Raw genomic sequence first — 19,691 nt, 5'->3', positions numbered from 1 at the left:
GACCAGCATTGAGTGTTACAAGGGATTATTCCTGTACGGCGTCGCGCCACAGTTTTTCCACCAGACGCTGCGCCGCCAGCGCCTGTTCACCGCTGGTTTCAGGCATCGTCTGATTTTCCACGCACTGGATAAAATGGTGTGCCGCACCGCTGAAGCCACGCTGGGTCAGATGACTTTGCCACGCCGGCGGGACATCACTGCGCAGGCCGCTAAGCGTCTCTTCACGCCAGTCGCGCATCTCATTAATTTCGATGTAACGCCCGTCACAGATGGCGCTGACCACTTCACGCTGCGTGCCCGCGCGGCGATGCATACTGGTAGTAATTTGCAGCGATCCGGCCGAGAAATGGTGCTCACCGTAGAGCATTGCGCCGTCATCATGAGTGTCGATATGGCCGAGATCCAGCCTGAGCTTGCCGCCGGCCAGCCACAACGCAGTATCGACCACGTGCAGATAGTCATCCAGCAGGGTAAAGCGCAGGTCGTGCGGGCCGACGCTGTCTGCCCGGTGTTTCTCAATGCGCAGCGAAGACGCCCCCGGCAGCTGCGCTTTCAGCTGCTTGTAGCGCGGTGCAAAGCGCCGGTTGAAGGCCACCATCAGTTTGCGTTTGCGCTTTTCCGCCAGCGCCACCAGCGTCTCCGCCTGCTGCAGCGTTTCGGCCAGCGGCTTATCGACACAAACATCTTTACCGGCCAGCAGCAGCACCTGCACCACCTCAAAATGGCTGGCGGTGCTGCTGTGCACAAACACCGCATCGCTAGCCGCCGCCAGCGCATCCAGCTGACTAAAATAAGGTATACGGTAACTGTCGCAGATCGGCTGCGCCCGCGCCTGGCTGGGCGAGAACGCGCCGACCAGCTGCCAGCCGCTGGCCTGCGCCAGCACCGGCAGCCAGGCTTTCTGCGCGATACCGCCAAGCCCAACCACACCAATACGCAACGTCATCTCAGGCCTCCCGCTGCAGCAGTTGCTGCAGCTGAGCATCAAGGCGCGCCACCTGCGCTTCCAGCTGAGCAACGCGCGCGGCCAGATCGTCAGGTTCAGGCGACGCTGTGTGGCTCGCGGGTAGTTCGTCCGCCACCTCGCCGCCAAACAGGTGCATATAGCGGCTTTCACGCTTGCCCGGCTCGCGCGCCAGACGCACGACCATTGGGCCGTCGTCGCGCGTCGTCAGTCCCTCCAGCGTGCGTTCCACCTCAGCCATGTCCTGAAACTCATGCAGACGGCCACTGCGGGTACGCAGTTCGCCCGGCGTCTGCGCGCCGCGCAGGAACAGCAACGTCAACACCGCCACTTCGGCGGCATTCAACTGCAGATTGCCAAACGCTGAGTTGCAGAAACGCTGTTCATATTTGCTGACGCGCTGACCGAAACCGCTGTTAGCGGTGACCAGATGCTTTTTCACCAGCTCATCGAGCTGAGCCTGCACCTCGCTTTCGCTCAGGTTCATCACCGGCTCGCGGTTAGATTTCTGATTACAGGCGGTGACCACGCCATTGAGGGATAACGGATATTGATCCGGCGTGGTGACCTGCTTCTCCAGCAGGCAGCCGATCACGCGCAATGCCTGCGCAGAGAGAGCCATCTTCATTACGTGTTCCTTTTATTATTGTCCGCGACGATCCGGGTTCCATTCGCGCCAGGTAAGCGCCGTCAGCACATGATCCTACCAGCGGCCATCAATCAGTAAATAGTCTTTGGCGTAGCCCTCTTTTTTAAAACCGAGGCGCGCCAGCAAATCACCGCTGCGCTGATTATGCAGCATATAGTTGGCCATGATGCGATGTATGCGCTGCTGGCGCTGCATGTAGCGAATCGCCACTTGCAGCGCCTCAAACATCATGCCCTGCCCCTGCCACTTCTCTCCCAGCGAGTAGCCGAGATAGCAGGCATGAAACGATCCGCGCACCACATTGCTGAAGTTAGCGACGCCGCGCACTTCACGCTCTTCCGGGTCCATCAGCACAAAATAGAACGCGGAGCCCTGTTTATGCATGTCAGCGATCAAACCCAGGCGCGCCTGCCAGCCGGAGGGATAACAGTAGCTCTCATCGCGCACCGGTTCCCAAGGTTTAAGAAAGGCGCGGTTTTCGGCGTAGTAATCCGCCAGACGCCAGGCATCGCGTTCATGTACTAAACGCACCACCAGACGATCGGTGGTAAGCCGCACGCGCGGGCCAGCAGAGCGATAGCCAAACATCATGACTCCTGAAATCCATAACGAAAGAAAGATGTACGCCAGCGGCGTTACTTCTCACTATAACCGTCACCCCGACTGCGGTAAAACCCCGCGCATCGCTCACGGCAATTGATTCCGATTCAGGCCAGCCTCGGTGACTTTGCCGAACTGCGTAAGCATGCCCCGGGTTTCATCAAAAATATCAGCGATGATCTGCGCCAGCTGGATAAATTGATCGTCAAACCCAATGCCGTTAACGGCGAGCTGTCTGAGGATGACATTCATCTGTTTCCGCTGCTGCGCTCGCTGACGCTGGTTTCCGGTATCGAGTGGCCGAGCCGCGTCGCCGACTACCGCGATAATATGGCGAAACAGACGCAGGTGAATCTGCTGTCGTCGATTGCGGCCTGATGGCGCTGTGATGAGAAGCGCACGGCTGCGTTTCTCATCTCTCTCCTGGTGACACCTAGCCCTGAATCAGGCAGGCTTAAGGCTGTTTGGCCGTATCAACCAGGAAGAAGAAATGATGAAGAAGGCGTTTCCCGGGCTGCTTGCCCTGTTTTTTGCCGTGCTGCTCAGCGGCTGTAATCAATTGACGCAATACACCATCAGCGAGCAGGAAGTGAATCAGGCGCTGCAAAAGCGCAACAACTACGAGAAAGACATCGGCGTGTCCGGGCTGGTGAATGCCCATATTGTACTGACCGACCTGAGCAGCCAGATTGGCCGTGAAGAACCCGGCAAAGTGACGCTGTCTGGTAAAGCCAACATCAACGTCAGCTCGCTGTTTGGTCTGCAGCAGGCCGAAATGCAGCTGAAGATGAAAGCGCAACCGGTGTACAACGCGCAGCAGGGCGCAATCTATCTGCAGGACCTCGAAATCGTCGACGCGCAGGTGCAACCGGAGAAGATGGCGTCGATCATGAAAACCCTTACGCCGTATCTGAACGAATCCCTAAAGCGCTATTTCAATGAAAAACCCGCCTACGTGCTGAGCGCCGACCGCAGCAAAGGCGAGGCGCTGGCGAAGAAACTGGCTAAAGGACTGGAAGTGAAGCTTGGACAGCTGGTGATTCCGTTTACCGATTAACGTTGCAAGGGGCCGTTCTCAGTGGCGGCCCTGCATAGCGTGGCAGGACTCCGGCATTTTTCCGCCCGCGCCTGCCACGCGGCTACGCAACCTGCCGCGCCTGCGGTTATTTCTCTCCCGCACTGCAAAATCCCGTGCAAACGGTTGCCCGCCCCCTTATGATTAGTCCCCGACCTAAACGAGCCATTTCGTTTTTACCTCAGCCAGAGCCTTTTTGGATGACAGCCCAACCCCAGCAAATCACGATTCGCCGCCCTGACGACTGGCACATCCACCTGCGCGATGGCGCGATGCTCAATGCAGTGCTGCCCTATACCAGCGCGGTGAATGGTCGTGCGATTGTCATGCCAAATCTGGTTCCGCCGGTCACCAGCGTTGCGGCTGCCGAAGCGTATCGCGCACGCATCATGGCGGCGCTGCCTGCTGAGCATCACTTCACGCCGCTGATGACCTGTTACCTCACCGATTCGCTCGATGCGGACGAAAGCGAACGCGGCTTCCGCAACGGTATTTTTACGGCGGCTAAACTCTATCCGGCACACGCCACCACCAACTCCAGCCATGGCGTCACCAACATTGCCTCCATTGCCAGCGTGCTGGAGCGCATGCAGGAAATCGGTATGCCGATGCTGGTGCACGGCGAAGTCACCGATGCGCATATTGATATCTTCGATCGTGAAGCGCGTTTCATCGAAACCGTGCTGCAGCCGCTGCGCCAGCAGTTCCCGGGCCTGAAAGTGGTGATGGAACACATCACCACTAAGGAAGCTGCGGAGTATGTTGCCGCCGGCAATGAACTGCTTGGCGCGACCATTACGCCGCAGCATCTGATGTTCAACCGCAACCACATGCTGGTGGGCGGCGTGCGCCCGCATCTCTACTGTCTGCCCATTCTGAAGCGCAATATTCATCAGGAAGCGCTGCGTAAACTGGTGGCAAGCGGCAACCGTCGCGTCTTCTTGGGCACCGACACGGCACCACACCTGCGCCACCTGAAAGAAGTCAGCTGCGGCTGTGCCGGCGTATTTAATGCGCCGACGTCGCTGCCCGCTTATCTGACCGTGTTTGAAGAGCTTGGCGCGCTGGAACATTTCGAAGCCTTCTGCTCTGAGAACGGCCCCAATTTCTACGGCCTGCCGCTCAACGACGGCACCCTGACGCTGGTGCGTGAGCCGTGGACGGTGCAGGAGAGCATTACGGTCGCTGACGATACGCTGGTCCCGTTCCTTGCCGGTGAGACCCTTAACTGGCGCATTAAAGAATAATCATCTGCCGCTTGCCTTCGGGAACTTTATACTGTACAAATAACCAGTATATTATCCCGGAGGCGTTTATGCGTGTTGAAATTACCGTAGCAAAGACTCAGCCCCTTCCCGCCAGTGCACTGGATGCACTGAGCGCTGAACTCACTCGCCGTATCTCCCGCGATTTTCCCGACGACAATCATCACGTCAAAGTGCGCTATGCCGGTGGTAACCAGCTCAGCGTGTTTGGCGGCTGTAAAGAATCACGCGACCGCATCAGCGATATTTTGCAGGAAACCTGGGAAAGCGCTGACGACTAGTTTATTACCGATTAACCGCCACTGTGCCGTTTTTGCCGGGCCCGCCGCCCGGCTTTTTTGTTTTTATTTGCCGATCGCCAGAAAAACCCGCGCCAGCTAGACTCTGATTAAACGATGCCCTATTCTTGCCTCGTCGTGCTTACAGGAGGTGTTTTGCACATGACTACTGAAAAACCAGAAGAGGCGATGACGTTTGGTGAATTGCTGGCCTTCATTGCTGAACAGCAACGCCGTTTGACCGTGCTGGAAAATGCATTTGCTACGCTGACCTTCTGTCTGGACGATCGCGCCAGCCAGCTGCTGGCCCACAATCTGACGCTCGAAGCGCAAAACCAGAATCATGACGCTCAGTTACAGCAGCATTTTGCCCGGCTGGCGGACGAGATCCACCGGCGCAAAGGGCAGTTGCCTGCTGAGTCGCAGGGATAATTTCAGATTTTTACCCTGGCGTTCAGTTCGTTAAAGTTTTAACGCTGAGAAGCCGATAATCGGTATGAAGTCGCTTTCGCGCTACGCCTGTAAATATCCCGCGGCGCGCAGTGTTTATTTATTCGTTGAAAATCGGCTTTTGGCTGCTTTTATTTTGCTGTGTTTTTAACCACCACACTTTTTAACTACTGTACTGTTAATTCCATGTTATAATTATCTCGCAGTGCAAGATACAGACGCATTGAACCTCGAAAGCACTTCGTTTAACGAGTAATAAGGAGGTTATAATGGACAGAAGTAAAGACGTCATCCAGACCCATCCGCTGGTTGATCCGCCTGCACTCGCTATCATCGCAGGACCAGAAAGAAGAAGAAGCTGACGTGGGCCCAACATACTGGCTGACAACTGACGTAGCCAGACAGTTTATATCTATCCTCGAAGCTGGCATTGCAAAGATCGAGTCCACTGAGCAAAACGCCTACGCGATAATCGCAAGCACTAATCATCACCATCGCGTGAAAAGGCACCCTACAGGGTGCCTTTTTCATGGGCGCACTCTTTTGATATGCTATTGAAAAAAATCGCCGTTTTGCAGGAGTGATGTCGTCATGGTTTATGATCTGATTGTAGTGGGAAGTGGTTCCGTCGGAGCTGCCGCGGGTTTCTACGCAACCTAGGCGGGCCTGTCGGTGCTGATGATCGACAGCGCGCACCCGCCCCACAGCCAGGGGACGCATCACGGCGAAACCCGCCTGATTCGTCACGCTTACGGCGAAGGTGAACGCTACGTGCCGCTGGTGCTGCGCGCCCAGACGTTGTGGGACGAGCTGGAGCGCCAGAGCGGCGAACGCATCATGCACCGCAGCGGCATTCTTAATCTGGCTCCGGCCAGCTCGGATTTCATTCACAATGTGGTCGACAGCGCTAACCGCTGGCAATTAGCGGTGCAGGTTTTACAGGACGATGAGGTGCGTAAAAGCTGGCCGCAGCTTAGCGTACCGGACGGCTACTTAGGCGTATTTGAGCCCAACTCTGGCTTCCTGAAATGCGAACAGGCGGTACGCAGCTGGGTGCAGCTAGCGGAACAGGCCGGCTGCGCGCAGCTGTTTAACTGCCCGGTCAGCGCGATTGGCCGCGAGGGCGATCTGTAGCAGGTCACCACCAGCGATGGCGTATTCCGTGCGCGCAAGCTGCTGATCAGCGCCGGCACCTGGGTCAGTCAACTGGTGGACAATCTGCCCGTTACGCCGGTGCGCAAGGTGTTTACTTGGTATCAGGCCGATGGGCGCTATAGCGAAAATAACCAGTTCCCCGGCTTTACGGTAGAGATGCCGGATGGCAGCCATTTCTACGGCTTCCCGGCAGACAATAATGCCCTGAAAGTGGGACGCCACGATGGCGGTCAGCCCATGCTGACGCCAGCGGACCGCAAACCGTTCGGCAGCATCGCCGCTGACGGTAACGAAGCCTTTAGCTTCCTGCGCCAGTTTCTGCCAGGCGTAGGCGTGTGCCTGCATGGTGAAGCCTGCAGCTATGACAACACGCCGGATGAAGACTTTATTATTGATACGCTGCCCAGCGAGCCTGACAGACTGATCATCACCGGCCTGAGCGGCCACGGGTTTAAATTCGCCAGCGTGCTAGGTGAACTGGCCAGCGAGTTTGCGCAGAATAGACCGTTCTCCTTTGACCTCACGCCCTTCTCACTTACGCGTTTTGCCTGACCTTGTTCCTGCCGGTGCGGAGCGCACTGGCAGTTATTGACCTTTTCTGACACAGATTTACTTTCTGCCCGCTTTTATAGCGCATTTGGTGTAGCAATAAACATTGCCGCCAGGGCTAAAACAGCCTTTTGCTTATCTATTCAGAATTATTGAATTACACCGCCAACCTTTCGCCATATATATCGAACCAGTAAATTCAAAGTTATAGAAAAGTAAGGACGATTGATTTTCTATTTCAGGTTGTAGATTCTCATTACCACTTATTTCCTGATAACGGCTTAACTATGTGGCGTAATTCTCCACGGCATTACGGTGCGTTAACCATTGCGTTGCACTGGCTGATGGCGCTGACGATTTACGGTATGTTCGCGCTGGGTTTATGGATGGTCGGACTTGGCTATTACGACGGCTGGTATCACAGCGCCCCCGAGATTCACAAAGGCCTCGGAATCTTACTGTTTGCTGCTCCTGCTCCTGCGCCTGTGCTGGCGCGTCATATCGCCGCCGCCGGCACCGCTCAACAGTTACTCGCCGCACGTACGCCGTGCCGCCCATGCTGCGCACTGGCTGCTGTATGGCCTGCTGCTGGTGTTGCTGATCAGCGGCTATCTGATCTCTACCGCAGACGGCAAGCCAGTCTCAGTGTTTGGCTGGTTTGAGGTACCGGCACTGTTTACCGGAGCGGGTGAGCAGGCCGATGTCGCCGGTGAGGTCCATTTATGGCTGGCCTGGGCTCTGGTGCTGTTGTCTGCCCTGCACGCCCTGGCCGCGCTGAAACACCATTTTGTCGATCGCGACATGACGCTGAAACGGATGCTCGGTTACCGCATCCCCTTAACCTCTGAAAAGGAAAAGTAATATGATCAGGAAAACCCTGCTGGCGCTCAGCGCCGCTGCCCTCTTCTCGACCAGCCTGAGTGCCAGCGCGGCCGAGTATAAGTTTGATAAAGAGGGTCAGCACGCGTTTGTCCAGTTCCGCATTCAGCATCTTGGCTACAGCTGGCCGTACGGCAGCTTTAAAGATTTTGATGGCAGCTTTACCTTCGATGAAGCCAATCCGGCCGCGGACAAGGTCAACGTGACCATCAACACTAACAGCCTCGATACCAACCATGCCGAGCGCGATAAGCATCTGCGCAGCGCGGATTTCCTCAACACCGGCAAATTCCCGCAGGCCAGCTTCAGCTCGACTGAGGTTAAAAAAACAGGGCAAGGATTATAAGATCACCGGCAACCTGACACTCAATGGCGTAACGAAGTCGATCACGCTGGATGCGCAACTGATTGGGGAAGGCAAGGATCCGTGGGGCGGTTATCGCGCCGGCTTTGCTGCCAGCGGCGAAATCGTGCTGAAAGAGTTTAACATCAGCAAAGATCTCGGTCCGGCCTCACAAAAAACCGAGCTGAGCATTTCAGTCGAAGGTGTGCGTCAGTCATGGGCAGTACAGCCTGGCGGGCAATGCGCCAGGCTGTTAAGCCGTTACTTTTTGTCCGGCGCGGGGATCGCCATGGTCATGTTGAGTAAACCGCGCGATTTATTGAACACTTTGTTGCCATTTTCACGGCCAGCGCGGCGCGCGCGCTGCTCTTCCGGCGCCAGTTTCGACTCTTCCATGCACAGCGGGCTGCAGCAGTTTTGATACTTTTCCGCACAGCTCGGGCACTGAATAAACAGCAGATGGCAGCCGTCATTAACGCAGTTGGTGTGGCTGTCGCACGGCGCACCACACTGGTGGCAGCTGGAGAGTATATCGTCAGAGATACGCTCGCCCATGCGCTCGTCAAACACGAAGTTTTTGCCTTTGAAGCGCATCGGTAAACCCTGCTCGCGCGCGCGGCGGGTATATTCGATGATGCCCCCTTCAATGTGGTAAACATCATCAAAACCGTTGTGCTTCATCCACGCACTGGCTTTTTCACAGCGGATCCCGCCGGTACAGTACATGACGATTTTTTTATCTTTCTGCGCCTGCAGCATATCCACCGCCATCGGCAGCTGATCGCGGAAAGTATCGGCTGGCACTTCCAGCGCGTTGTCGAAGTGGCCCACTTCGTATTCGTAGTGGTTACGCATATCAACAAACACAGCATCCGGATCGTCGAGCATGGCGTTGACTTCGGCCGCTTTAAGATAGTTACCGACGTTACTGGCGTCGAAGCTAACGTCTTCAATACCGTCAGCCACGATGCGATCGCGCACTTTCAGGCGCAGCACCCAGAACGATTTGCCGTCGTCATCCAGCGCGATGTTCATGCGCAGGTTGTCGAGCGCCGGGTCAAAGGCATAGAGCATCGCCTTCATCGCCTCATAGCGACTGGCCGGCACGCTGATTTGCGCATTAATCCCTTCCTGCGCCACGTAGACGCGGCCGAACACCTTCAGATGGGTTAAGGCAACATAGAGACGGTCGCGGAATGCCTGTGGATCGGCAATCTGGAAGTATTTGTAAAAAGAGACTGTGGTACGCGGCTCGGTTTCGGCTAGCATACGTTCTTTCAGCTCTTTATTGGAAACGAGGTTGTGTAACACTGGCATGGTGAACACCTGTTAGCAATCAGAGAAATTTAGCGCGCATATAATACCTGAATTGTGCGTGATGCAAAGCCTCTGGTGCAATTCTCCTGCCGTCAGCCACAATCGACAGGGTTCAGCGTTATGCTCGCCAATATCTGCGCAGAAATGCTGTTCGCCGTGCGCTGACGCACGGATGGTTGATTTCAGTCAGAGAGAAAAAATGGCATAATCCCGGCCAATTACAGAAACCGGACTCTCTGGTACACGACGCAGAACATTGATATTTCCATGACGCAACTTCCGCAATTTACCCGCGAACTCCTTCATCCACGCTACTGGCTGACTTGGCTGGGCATCGGTTTCCTCTATGTGCTGGTGCTGTTGCCCTACCCGCTGCTGTACGTGATTGGCTGCGGGCTGGGACGCCTTGCCATGCGTTTTATGAAACGTCGTGTTCAGGTCGCGCAACGCAATCTGGCGCTGTGCTTCCCGGATATGCCAACCAGCGAACGTGAAGCCATGGTGAAGAACAATTTCGAATCCGTGGGGATGGGGCTGATTGAGACCGGCATGGCGTGGTTCTGGCCAGACTGGCGTATTCGTAAATGGGTCAGCACCAGCGGCCTGGAGCACGTTACCGAGGCGCTGGCACAAAAGCGCGGCATCCTGCTGATTGGCATGCACTTCCTGACGCTGGAGCTGGGTGCGCGCGTGTTTGGCATGTACAACCCGGGCATTGGCGTGTATCGCCCTAACGACAACAAGTTACTGGACTGGCTGCAAACCTGGGGACGCATGCGTTCCAATAAAAGCATGCTGGATCGCAAAGATCTGAAAGGCATGATCCGCGCCATGAAGAACAACGACATCATCTGGTATGCGCCCGATCACGACTACGGCCCGCGCAGCAGTGTATTCGCCCCGTTCTTTGCCGTTCAGGAAGCCGCGACCACCACCGGCACGCATATGCTGATTCGTCTGGCCAATCCGAGCGTGGTGCCGTTTCTGGCACGCCGCCTGCCGCACGGCCGCGGCTACGAACTGAAAATGATGCCGGATATCCGCCACAAATTCTCTCTGGAGAGTGAACTGGATACCGCTATCGTGATGAATAAAGTGGTTGAAGAAACGGTGCTGCTGGCACCTGAGCAGTATATGTGGCTGCATCGCCGCTTTAAAACCCGGCCCGAAGGGCAGCCTTCACGCTATTAATCGGTTGCGGGGTATTATCAATGCCCCGCGTTATTTACCGCGCATTTGCCTTAATTCACGTGATTGTCTGCGCAGTGGCGCGCTAAAAAAGGCCCAGCCTGAGCTGCTATGCCTTCCACACGGTGACACTTAAGTAAACGACACCCTTTACGCCGCCTGCTGCTATCTTGCGTATTTATCACGGTTTTTTTCTGCTACGCCAACATGTTCCCCTTTGCCAGCCGCTGCTTTTCGGTGCCTGGATTTATACGGCAATACGCGTAAAACGCGGCGGGTGCGGATCTGATTTTGACGACTTCCAAGCCTTTTCCTATTTAATTTTACTCAGGCTTCCCGTCTTGTTTACTTATCTAATAAATTTTACTGATTAAACAAGTCAAGTGTTTGTCTGAAAGTTAACCGCAATATTCCCTTTTGATTTAAAATCCATCTTTAATATATCTTTATGGAATTGGTTAGCCCGATCGAATCCAGTTAGTTTCGACCCTGACAGTTAGCTCGTTAACTGCGCGTTTAAAAATATAAAAAGATTACACACAGCAAATATATTCAGGACACATAATATGAATAAAGGTATCTACTACTACGTGACGATCAGTACCGATCAGGAGGGTTACCATCTGCTGCATCGGAAGGAGTGTAAACGTCTGCCGGTTAAGAAGGATATGGTGTTCATCGGTACGCTCTATAATTTAAATCAGGCTTTGGCCACCGCACGAATTAATTTTAAAAAGGTGAAACCCTGTATTAAATGCTGCATCCGTTATTCTGCACCCGTGTTACGCGAGTCGGTACGACCGGTTCTGCACTTTCCGCAAAAAATGATGTAACCGGCGCGGGTGGATGACTTTTTACGCATCCACCCCGTCATTGTTCTCTCCCGCCCTGACAGCCGCCAATTTTCGTCTATTCTTCTGTGAAATCCCTTTTTGCACTGACAAGGAGTTGCAGATGAGCCTGTATAGTACGTTAGAAGAAGCCATTGAAGCCGCACGCGAAGAGTTTCTCGCCAGCCAGCCTGAGCTGGAGCAGGATGACGCCAGCGTCAGCCAGTTTGCGCTGCAGAAGTACGTGATGCAGGATGGCGACATTATGTGGCAGGCGGATTTTTTCGCTGACGAAGACGGCCAGGGCGAATGAATGCCTGCCAATTTGCAGCGGTGAAGCGGCGCAGGCGGTCTTCGACGGTAATTTCGATGAAATTGAGCTGCGCCAAGAGTGGCAGTCGGAAAATACCCTGCACGAATGGGACGAAGGCGAATTTCAGCTGGAGCCGCCGCGCGACCTGGAAGAAGGCGAGGCAGCGGCCGAAGAGTGGGAAGACGACGACAGTCCGTCAGACAACTGGGCGTAAGTTACTCGTACGGGCCGTGCTATGCGTCAACCGGCAGTAGCAGCGTGTCCATCACCAGCGACAGCGGCAGATCGAGAATGGTCAGCACGCGCTACGGCCCGTCACGCACATCCCACTGCACGCCGGGATAATATTGGTTGCCGTACCCCTGTCCGGGTACGGTCCGGCTGATAATGCTGCCACAGCCCGTCAGCAGCAAAATGGCAGCGCACAGCGCAATAAACTTCAGGCAATATTTCACTGCATTTACTTACCCTGAACTGACACCCTTGATTCTAATGTGCGTCAGTTACTCTTTAAATGTGCTCAGGAACGCTGGCACTTGTCATCGCGCCGCAATGAATTGCGCGATGAATCACACCGCGACAATCAGGGTGCGACGTGCGGCTTTGTTAACCGATCGGCATTGCGCCATTTTAGCCGCGGGTGCAGCTAAACCGCTATACCTTTATGCGTAAAGATTGTGTGAGGCGCGTTAAGCACCCCGCTGAAGCGCAGGCATAAAAAAAAGCGGCATCGCTGCCGCTTTTTCATCACCGTTAGCCTGTCAGGCGCGCTGAGGCAGCGCCTGCGGGTTAAGCGTGAGTTTCTGATAACTCTCTACCCACTGATGATATTTATCCGCACTTTCCCACAAGCGCGTGTGCACGCGGGCCAGCACCACCGGATCGCTGATCAGCTGCAGACGCTGTTCGCGATTCAGTTTTTCCGGCGCATCGCTCAATGCCTGATCGACGCGGCGATCGCGCGCGTGATCCAGCAGTGCGCTCTGCTTATGGCGCGATGTCGCCATCGCCGTCGCCAGCGCGTTGAACGCCGGATTGAACAGCGCATGCATGAAGCCATGCTTCAGCGCACGTTCACGGTTCAGCTGCAGATAGTGATCGGTGTCGACCAGCTCTTTCGGCGGCTCATACTCTTCCGGGATCAGGAACAGGTTGGCACGCTTACTCTTCAGCCCGACCGTGGCGCGACTCGACATCACTGAGACAAACGGCGACAGAATCAGCGAGAAGACGATTGGCGCCAGCCACAACAGGAAGTTGAGATCGAGCACGCCCATACCGACGGCCCAGACAATGCCCTGCAGCATTTGTGAACCATGGCGACGGAACGCTTCGCTCCACGGCGTGGCGTCATCGTCACGCTGCGGCGAGTTCCACACCACTTCCCAGCCAAGGAACGCGCTGACCACAAACACGGTGTGGAACAGCATGCGCACCGGTGCCAGCAGCACCGAGAACAGCATCTCCAGCAGCAGCGAGAGGAACAGGCGGAATGCGCCACCGTACGGTTTGGCCCCTTTAAACCAGATCAGCACCACGCTGAGCAGTTTTGGCAGGAACAGCAGCACCAGCGTGGTGGAGAACAGCGCAATGGCTAAATCCGGACGCCACTGCGGCCACACCGGGAACAGCTGACGCGGCTGCAGGAAGTAGGTCGGTTCCATCAGCGTATGCACCACCTGCAGGGCGGTTGACAACGCAAGGAACATAAACCACAGCGGCGCCGACAGGTAGGACATCACGCCGGTCAGGAACACCGCGCGGTGTACCGGGTGCATGCCTTTTACCAGGAACAGGCGGAAGTTCATCAGGTTGCCGTGGCACCAGCGACGGTCACGCTTCAGCTCGTCCAGCAGGTTCGGCGGCAACTCTTCATAAGAACCCGGCAGATCGTAGGCGATCCACACCCCCCAGCCGGCACGACGCATCAGCGCCGCTTCCACGAAGTCATGTGATAGGATCGAACCGGCAAAGGAGCCTTCACCCGGCAGCGGCGCCAGCGCACAGTGTTCAATAAACGGCTGCACGCGAATGATGGCGTTGTGCCCCCAGTAGTGCGATTCGCCCAGCTGCCAGAAGTGCAGACCAGCGGTAAACAACGGCCCGTAAACGCGGGTGGCGAACTGCTGACAGCGCGCATACAGCGTATCCATACCCGACGCTTTTGGCGACGACTGGATAATACCGGCGTTCGGGTTCGCTTCCATCATGCGTACCAGACCGGTGAGACACTCGCCGCTCATCACGCTGTCGGCGTCCAGCACCACCATGTAGCTGTAGTTGCTGCCCCAGCGACGGCAGAAGTCATCGATGTTGCCGCTTTTACGCTTCACGCGGCGACGACGACGGCGATAGAAGATCTTGCCCGCTCCACCGACATCCCGCACCAGCTCCATCCACGCTTTTTGCTCGGCGATGGCGATGTCGGCATCGTAGCTGTCGCTCAGGATGTAAACGTCGAAATGCTCCGCGTTACCGGTGCGTTTCACCGACTCCCAGGTGGCGCGCAGACCGGCGAACACGCGTTCCACGTCTTCGTTACAGATCGGCATGATCAGCGCGGTGCGATGTTCCGGATTGAGCGGCTCATCACCGGTGGTCGAGTACGAGATGCTGTACTTATCGCGGCCGATCAGCAGCTGCAGGAAGCCCATCAGCGCGGTCCAGAAACCGGCCGATACCCAGCAGAACAGGATGGCAAACAGGAACAGGATGCCGGTCTGCAGAATATACGGCAGGATCAGCTCCACCGACTGCAGCCAGTTCTGGTTAAACAGCTCGACCGGATCGAGCAGCGTCCAGCCCTGATACGGCAGAATGGTTTTCATGTACCAAGTGGCGACCATGGTCTGCAGAATGGTCAGAATCAGCAGCACGTAGCGACGCATGGAACCCACGTGGCGCCATTTGTCTTCCGCTTTCTGCTCTTCCACCGTGGCATAGCGTGGATTGCCTTTTTGCCCGTGCAGGAAATCCCAGGCGCGGGCAATCGGGTTAGTACGCCAGGCTTCCGGGAACATCAGCGAACGCTTCACCGGCGGCATCGCCTTCAGCGTGGTGCGGTCGAGATAATCTTTACTGAGCTGCTGGCCACCGGCGAGCGAATCCGGCCACGCCATGGATACGCGCGAAGAGACCGATTTCAGCGGCGCATCGTCCGGCCGTTCGCTGGCGGCGATATCCTGCCCCAGCGCGCTGTGAATGGCATGAAACGCCTGCGCATTCTGCAGCGAGGCGCTGAGCGTGGCGCGTGCTGCCGCATCAAGCGACAGCGCCTCCACGTAAGATTGAGGTAAATAAGTCGATTTATTCATTGGCAGGTAACTGATAGCTCCACGTTTCCGTCAATGTCTTGTCGCCGCTCACCAGCGCCGCACGCATTTCGGTCGGCTGCTTGTTGTCTTTGACGCGCAGACGCAGCACCAGACGCCAGCCTTTGGTGACCGGGTTGTAGCGTACGCTCTGCTCGACCACGTCGGCGTTGTTACCGACGCTGACCTGCGGCGCCACCTGGGTGTTTTCCGGCAGCTTGCTCATCGCTTTACCGACAAAGTCCACGGTAAAGGCGATGGAACCATCCGGCTGACGCACCAGGTTAGACTGCTTCACATCGCCCGCAGAACGCAGCGTGTCTTTCACCCAGGCCACGTCGTCCTGGTGAAGCTGGTTTTCGTCACGCGTAAAGTGCAGACGATACTTGAAGTTCATCTCTTTGCCTGGCTCTGGCAGGCTCTCCGGCGTCCAGAAGGCCACGATGTTATCGTTGGTTTCATCCTCCGTCGGGATTTCCACCAGCTCTACGCGGCCTTTGCCCCAGTCGCCCTGCGGCTCAACCCAGCCGCTTGGACGCAGGTCATAGCGGTCGTCCAGGTCCTGGTAATGGCTGAAGTCACGGCCAGGCTGCAGCAGACCGAAGCCTTTCGGGTTTTCGATGGTAAAGGTGCTGACCGCCAGGTGTTTCGGATTATTGAGCGGACGCCAGATCCACTCGCCATTTCCGGCGTGAATCGACAGGCCGTTCGAATCATGCAGTTCCTGGCGGAAGTTGCTGACCGGCGACGGCTGGTTAGCGCCAAACAGGAACATACTGGTAAGTGGGGCTACGCCGAGTTTGCCGACGTTGTCACGCAGATACACTTTAGACTGCACGTCCACGGTGGACTCTTTGCCCGGCTGGATCACAAAGCGATAGGCACCGGCGGCGCGCGGACAATCCAGCAGCGCATAAATCACCAGCTGTTTATCCTGCGGCTTCGGCCGCTCGATCCAGAACTCTTTAAAGCGCGGGAACTCCTCACCGGAAGGCAGCGCGGTATCAATCGCCAGACCACGCGCCGACAGGCCATACACCAGGCCTTCGCCAATCACGCGGAAATAGCTGGCCCCCAAGAAGCTTGTGATCTCATCGTCTTTACCCTTTTTATTTAAAGGATACAGCACTTTGAATCCGGCAAAACCGAGGTTTTTCACCGCATCGGCATCGTGTTTTACGTTGCCGAAATTGAAGTAATCAGGGTTATATTTGATTTCACGTACCGAAGACGCGGTGACTTCATTGATTTTCACCGGCGTGTCGAAATACATGCCCTGATGATAGAACTCGAGCTTAAACGGCGTGCGCAGTTTGCGCCAGTATGCTTTGTCGTGGTTAAACTGGATCTGCTGATAGTCAGCAAACTTCATTTCACGAAACTGAGAGGGTAAATTGCTTTTTGGCGCATCAAAACCTTTCCCTGCCAGCGCCTTAGCTTGCTTTGCCACATCATTAATGTTGAACGCCCAGCTATTGTTGGCGTACAACGCCAGCAGAACTGCTGCGCCTACCCAGCGCATCTTCACCAGCCCGCCATTATTCTTCACTTTAGTCAGCACATCCCCCCCCCTTTCGTGTGCTTAGATCAAACCCCTTTATCTTAAAGAGATTATTCGGTTTTCCGACAGCTTATGTAAAAGATTGTTCCCCTGATTCGTAAGCCGAAAGTGTACTTTTCGGATAATTAAACCCGGAAGATTAAGAAACAGATTCACCTGATAGTATACGCTGTTTACAGCCGGTAAAATTTCGTCCGGCATAATCCGGTTTCAGGGTGAAACCGGTAAGTAAACTGACAAACCGGAAGCTTATGAGTTCAGCCAAACCCGAACGTGAATATTTCCTCGACTCGATTCGAGCGTATTTAATGCTGCTGGGCGTGCCTTTTCACGTCTCTCTGATTTACTCGACCCAACGCTGGTCGGTTAACAGCCAGGACGCCTCACTGTGGCTGACGGTGCTGAATGATTTTATTCACGCCTTCCGCATGCAGGTGTTCTTTGTTATTTCAGGTTATTTCTCTTATATGCTCTATCTGCGCTATCAGCCCAATCGCTGGCTGAAGGTGCGGCTGGAGCGCGTCGGCATTCCGCTGTTAACCGCTGTGCCGCTCATTACCCTGCCGCAGTTTTTTATGCTGAAAAATCTCACCAGCAAAGTCGGCGACTGGGCAAACTTCTCGCTGTATGACAAGTACAACGCGCTGATGTGGGATCTGATTTCGCACCTGTGGTTTTTACTGGTACTGGTGATTCTCACCGCCTTTGGCATGCTGAGCTTCCGCTGGCTGCGCGATCAGCAGCGCCGCATCGATTATCAGCAGGTTGGCTGGGGCAAACTGACGCTGGCCCTGCTGGCCTATGCGCTGGTGTGGTGCGCCTTCCGTCGGCTGATTTTCCACTTCGCCCCCGCACTGTTAATGGATGGCCTGTTCAGCATTGCGGTGATGCAGTCGCTGTTTTTCCTGCCGTTCTTCATGCTGGGTGCGCTGAGCTGGAAACATCAAGCGCTGAAAGCGCTGTTTGTCCGTTTTAATCCGGTGATGTGCTTTGGTGCCATTGCGGTGTTTATCGCGTACAGCCTGAATCAGCGCTACAGCAGCGGCGAAGGCTGGCTGTACGAGCTCGATGCCATCATTTCTACGCTGATGGGCTTGTGTATGCTGAACGTCTGCTTCAGCTTCGGCCACAAGCTGCTGAACAGCCACTCGCCGCGTATCATGTATCTGGTGAACGCGTCGCTGTTTATTTATCTGGTGCACCATCCGCTGACTATTCTGTACGGCATCTACGTTACGCCACACATCAGCAGTAATACGCTGGGCTTCTTTGTTGGTCTGCTGATGGTGTTTGGCGTCGCCTTTGCCTTGTTCGAGATTCATCTGCGAATCCCGCTGCTGCGCTTTTTGTTCTCCGGCAAGCCGCAGCGCAAAACCGATCGCGCCGCGCAGGCGTAACGGCGTACTTACCGCCGGGCTGCACCATTGTGCAGCCCGGCTATAGCAGCCACTCCACCGGCAGACGCCATACCAGTCGCACGAGCAAACGCTGCAACAGCGTGCACTGCGGTTCGTGCTTATGCACAACTTCCCGCGCTTCGCCGCTGTACTCCACCCAGTTAACGCGGCCCCACTTATCCAGCCGCAACGCCCAGGCGCGGTCGCGCATGCCGCTGCTGAAGCGCTGATGGGTCTGCTGCGCCAGCGCTTCGCTCTCAATCACCAGCCCCATCTCAGTGTTCAGCACCGCCGAACGCGGATCGAAATTGAATGAGCCAATAAACACTTTGCGGTTATCGACGGTGAAGGTTTTGGCGTGCAGGCTGGAGCCGGAATTCCCGGTCAGACCGCGATCGTGCGGGGCATCCGCGGCATTGGCCTGCGGCTTCAGTTCATAGAGCGCAATGCCGTGACGCAGCAGCTTCTTGCGCCAGCGCGCATAGCCGGCGTGAACCACGGTGACACCATTGGCGGCCAGCGAGTTGGTTAAGATGGCGATCTTAACGCCACGCCGCTTCAGCGCCAGCAGCTGCGCCACCCCGGCACGGGTCGGGACAAAATAGGCCGAGATGATATCGAACTGCTGCTGCGGCGTGCCGATCACCTCCAGCATGCGCTGCGGCAGCAAAGAGGATCGCTTCGCTTTGCCCAGCCCTTTGCGCGGATCGTCACTCAGCAGCCTCGTGTGTGCCTAGGTCATGCTCAGCGAGCCCTGCTCCAGCTGACAGACAAACGAGGATTTCTCCAGCCGCGCCAGATAGCGCTGCACCGCCTCGCTCTGCTGCCACTCCGGCGGTAAACGCACCGCTTCATGCGGCGGTGCGCCGGTGTCCACGACGCTGCGCAACAGCGATACCGCTTTGCTGTGCCAGTAGCGGGCGAAATCTTCCGCCAATTCATCTACCGCCGGTCCCAGCGCCAGTACGTCGAGATCGGTAAACAGTGGCTCATTGCCGGTGCCAAAATATTCGTCGCCGATGTTACGGCCGCCCACCAGCGTTACCGCGCCGTCAACGGTCAGGCTTTTGTTGTGCATCCGGCGATTCAGGCGGGCGAAGTCGGTCAGATAGCCCAGCGCGCACAGGGTTCGAAACGAGAAGGGATTAAACAGCCGCACGGCGATATTTGGATGCCGATCGAGTTCGGCCAGCGTTTCATCCAGCCCGGGCGTATTGTTGTCATCCAGCAGCAGGCGCACCTGCACGCCGCGCTCCGCCGCATCCAGCAGCGCGCTGAACAGCAGGCGTCCGGACATGTCGTTGTGCCAGATGTAATACTGGACGTCGATGGTGTGCTGCGCCATGCCCATCAGCAGATAGCGTGCCGCAAACGCATCCAGCCCATCGTTCAGCGGATGAATGCCGCTCAGTCCCGGATGACGGGCACATTGCTGTTGCGCATGTTCTCTCAGCCCGTCGCCCGGCCGTTCGCGTGAGGAACGCAGTGCCGCTTCGCTCATACTCAATCCCTGCTTACCCTGAAGCTGTTATTGTTGGTATCACCGCACGTAAAGGCAATCAGATCC

General features: G+C 56.1%; 13 protein-coding genes and 8 pseudogenes. 13 read left to right on the top strand and 8 right to left on the bottom strand.

Going from position 1 to position 19,691, the window contains the following annotated elements; translation table 11 throughout:
• Positions 1 to 25 precede the first annotated feature (25 nt).
• The 3 genes from AC6I8M_RS05235 to rimJ form a co-directional block, all read right to left on the bottom strand.
• Entirely contained in the window at positions 26 to 946 is a 921-nt protein-coding gene (locus tag AC6I8M_RS05235) for a Gfo/Idh/MocA family protein (RefSeq protein WP_010617272.1), read from the bottom strand.
• Between the two features lies 1 nt (position 947).
• A complete protein-coding gene (locus AC6I8M_RS05230; RefSeq protein ID WP_010617273.1) occupies positions 948 to 1,592 on the bottom strand; it encodes a DUF480 domain-containing protein in 645 nt (214 codons plus the stop codon).
• A 75-nt stretch (positions 1,593 to 1,667) separates the two neighbouring features.
• Positions 1,668 to 2,201, bottom strand: a complete 534-nt coding sequence (rimJ, locus tag AC6I8M_RS05225; protein ID WP_022548795.1) for a ribosomal protein S5-alanine N-acetyltransferase — start codon at positions 2,199 to 2,201, stop codon at positions 1,668 to 1,670.
• Positions 2,202 to 2,324: 123 nt separating this feature from the next.
• Between rimJ and AC6I8M_RS05220 the strand changes: the two are divergent.
• The 9 genes and pseudogenes from AC6I8M_RS05220 to AC6I8M_RS05180 all read left to right on the top strand — a co-directional run.
• A pseudogene (locus AC6I8M_RS05220) lies at positions 2,325 to 2,591 on the top strand (glutaredoxin); the annotation flags it as partial.
• Positions 2,592 to 2,706: 115 nt separating this feature from the next.
• Positions 2,707 to 3,270, top strand: coding sequence for a lipoprotein (locus AC6I8M_RS05215; RefSeq protein WP_010617276.1), 564 nt, complete (start codon positions 2,707 to 2,709; stop codon positions 3,268 to 3,270).
• Between the two features lie 218 nt (positions 3,271 to 3,488).
• Entirely contained in the window at positions 3,489 to 4,535 is a 1,047-nt protein-coding gene (gene pyrC, locus AC6I8M_RS05210; RefSeq protein WP_010617277.1) for a dihydroorotase, read from the top strand.
• Between the two features lie 68 nt (positions 4,536 to 4,603).
• Positions 4,604 to 4,834 (top strand): DNA damage-inducible protein I, encoded by a 231-nt coding sequence (dinI, locus tag AC6I8M_RS05205; protein ID WP_010617278.1) that lies wholly within the window; start codon positions 4,604 to 4,606, stop codon positions 4,832 to 4,834.
• A 159-nt stretch (positions 4,835 to 4,993) separates the two neighbouring features.
• Complete coding sequence (locus AC6I8M_RS05200) at positions 4,994 to 5,263, top strand: hypothetical protein (protein ID WP_010617279.1); 270 nt, start codon at positions 4,994 to 4,996, stop codon at positions 5,261 to 5,263.
• Positions 5,264 to 5,550: 287 nt separating this feature from the next.
• Positions 5,551 to 5,766, top strand: a pseudogene (locus tag AC6I8M_RS05195) (BssS family protein).
• 106 nt (positions 5,767 to 5,872) lie between these two features.
• Positions 5,873 to 6,988 (top strand): annotated as a pseudogene (gene solA, locus AC6I8M_RS05190) (N-methyl-L-tryptophan oxidase).
• A 284-nt stretch (positions 6,989 to 7,272) separates the two neighbouring features.
• Positions 7,273 to 7,846 (top strand): annotated as a pseudogene (locus AC6I8M_RS05185) (cytochrome b).
• Between the two features lie 4 nt (positions 7,847 to 7,850).
• Positions 7,851 to 8,421: pseudogene (locus AC6I8M_RS05180) on the top strand (YceI family protein); the annotation flags it as partial.
• Positions 8,422 to 8,468: 47 nt separating this feature from the next.
• Here AC6I8M_RS05180 and trhO read toward each other — a convergent pair.
• Complete coding sequence (gene trhO, locus AC6I8M_RS05175) at positions 8,469 to 9,524, bottom strand: oxygen-dependent tRNA uridine(34) hydroxylase TrhO (RefSeq protein ID WP_010617284.1); 1,056 nt, start codon at positions 9,522 to 9,524, stop codon at positions 8,469 to 8,471.
• Between the two features lie 267 nt (positions 9,525 to 9,791).
• Between trhO and AC6I8M_RS05170 the strand changes: the two genes are divergently transcribed.
• The 3 genes and pseudogenes from AC6I8M_RS05170 (at position 9,792) to AC6I8M_RS05160 (ending at position 12,069) form a co-directional block, all read left to right on the top strand.
• Positions 9,792 to 10,715 carry a Kdo(2)-lipid IV(A) acyltransferase gene (locus AC6I8M_RS05170; RefSeq protein WP_058948769.1) on the top strand — a complete coding sequence of 308 codons (924 nt, stop codon included), beginning with the start codon at positions 9,792 to 9,794 and terminating at the stop codon, positions 10,713 to 10,715.
• 563 nt (positions 10,716 to 11,278) lie between these two features.
• The gene (locus AC6I8M_RS05165; protein ID WP_010617286.1) at positions 11,279 to 11,545 is read left to right on the top strand and encodes a hypothetical protein; all 267 of its coding nucleotides are present in this window, start codon (positions 11,279 to 11,281) and stop codon (positions 11,543 to 11,545) included.
• Positions 11,546 to 11,666: 121 nt separating this feature from the next.
• Positions 11,667 to 12,069: pseudogene (locus tag AC6I8M_RS05160) on the top strand (MysB family protein).
• A 19-nt stretch (positions 12,070 to 12,088) separates the two neighbouring features.
• On the opposite strand, the pseudogene AC6I8M_RS05155 reads toward AC6I8M_RS05160, so the two are convergent.
• The 3 genes and pseudogenes from AC6I8M_RS05155 to AC6I8M_RS05145 form a co-directional block, all read right to left on the bottom strand.
• Positions 12,089 to 12,310 (bottom strand): annotated as a pseudogene (locus AC6I8M_RS05155) (YceK/YidQ family lipoprotein).
• Between the two features lie 306 nt (positions 12,311 to 12,616).
• Positions 12,617 to 15,169, bottom strand: coding sequence for a glucans biosynthesis glucosyltransferase MdoH (mdoH, locus tag AC6I8M_RS05150; protein ID WP_010617290.1), 2,553 nt, complete (start codon positions 15,167 to 15,169; stop codon positions 12,617 to 12,619).
• Positions 15,162 to 16,697, bottom strand: coding sequence for a glucan biosynthesis protein (locus AC6I8M_RS05145; protein WP_195910865.1), 1,536 nt, complete (start codon positions 16,695 to 16,697; stop codon positions 15,162 to 15,164). The genes mdoH and AC6I8M_RS05145 overlap by 8 nt, the downstream gene beginning before the upstream one ends.
• 281 nt (positions 16,698 to 16,978) lie before the next feature.
• Between AC6I8M_RS05145 and mdoC the strand changes: the two genes are divergently transcribed.
• On the top strand, positions 16,979 to 18,124 hold the full coding sequence (mdoC, locus tag AC6I8M_RS05140) for a glucans biosynthesis protein MdoC (protein WP_498013691.1): 1,146 nt from the start codon (positions 16,979 to 16,981) through the stop codon (positions 18,122 to 18,124).
• Positions 18,125 to 18,164: 40 nt separating this feature from the next.
• Here mdoC and AC6I8M_RS05135 read toward each other — a convergent pair.
• Positions 18,165 to 19,625, bottom strand: a pseudogene (locus AC6I8M_RS05135) (phospholipase D-like domain-containing protein).
• Between the last annotated feature and the right edge of the window lie 66 nt (positions 19,626 to 19,691).

The organism is Type-A symbiont of Plautia stali (assembly GCF_059731155.1).
Note: the sequence above shows the minus strand (reverse complement) of the source record. Positions and strands in the feature narration are given on the sequence as shown.

Coding starts and splice junctions, on each gene's coding strand:
- AC6I8M_RS05170 (WP_058948769.1), top strand. CDS start 9,792: ATGACGCAACTTCCGCAATTTACCCGCGAACTCCTTCATCCACGCTAC.
- AC6I8M_RS05200 (WP_010617279.1), top strand. CDS start 4,994: ATGACTACTGAAAAACCAGAAGAGGCGATGACGTTTGGTGAATTGCTG.
- AC6I8M_RS05230 (WP_010617273.1), bottom strand. CDS start 1,592: ATGAAGATGGCTCTCTCTGCGCAGGCATTGCGCGTGATCGGCTGCCTG.
- AC6I8M_RS05235 (WP_010617272.1), bottom strand. CDS start 946: ATGACGTTGCGTATTGGTGTGGTTGGGCTTGGCGGTATCGCGCAGAAA.
- mdoC (WP_498013691.1), top strand. CDS start 16,979: ATGAGTTCAGCCAAACCCGAACGTGAATATTTCCTCGACTCGATTCGA.
- rimJ (WP_022548795.1), bottom strand. CDS start 2,201: ATGTTTGGCTATCGCTCTGCTGGCCCGCGCGTGCGGCTTACCACCGAT.
- AC6I8M_RS05165 (WP_010617286.1), top strand. CDS start 11,279: ATGAATAAAGGTATCTACTACTACGTGACGATCAGTACCGATCAGGAG.
- trhO (WP_010617284.1), bottom strand. CDS start 9,524: ATGCCAGTGTTACACAACCTCGTTTCCAATAAAGAGCTGAAAGAACGT.
- pyrC (WP_010617277.1), top strand. CDS start 3,489: ATGACAGCCCAACCCCAGCAAATCACGATTCGCCGCCCTGACGACTGG.
- AC6I8M_RS05215 (WP_010617276.1), top strand. CDS start 2,707: ATGAAGAAGGCGTTTCCCGGGCTGCTTGCCCTGTTTTTTGCCGTGCTG.
- mdoH (WP_010617290.1), bottom strand. CDS start 15,169: ATGAATAAATCGACTTATTTACCTCAATCTTACGTGGAGGCGCTGTCG.
- dinI (WP_010617278.1), top strand. CDS start 4,604: ATGCGTGTTGAAATTACCGTAGCAAAGACTCAGCCCCTTCCCGCCAGT.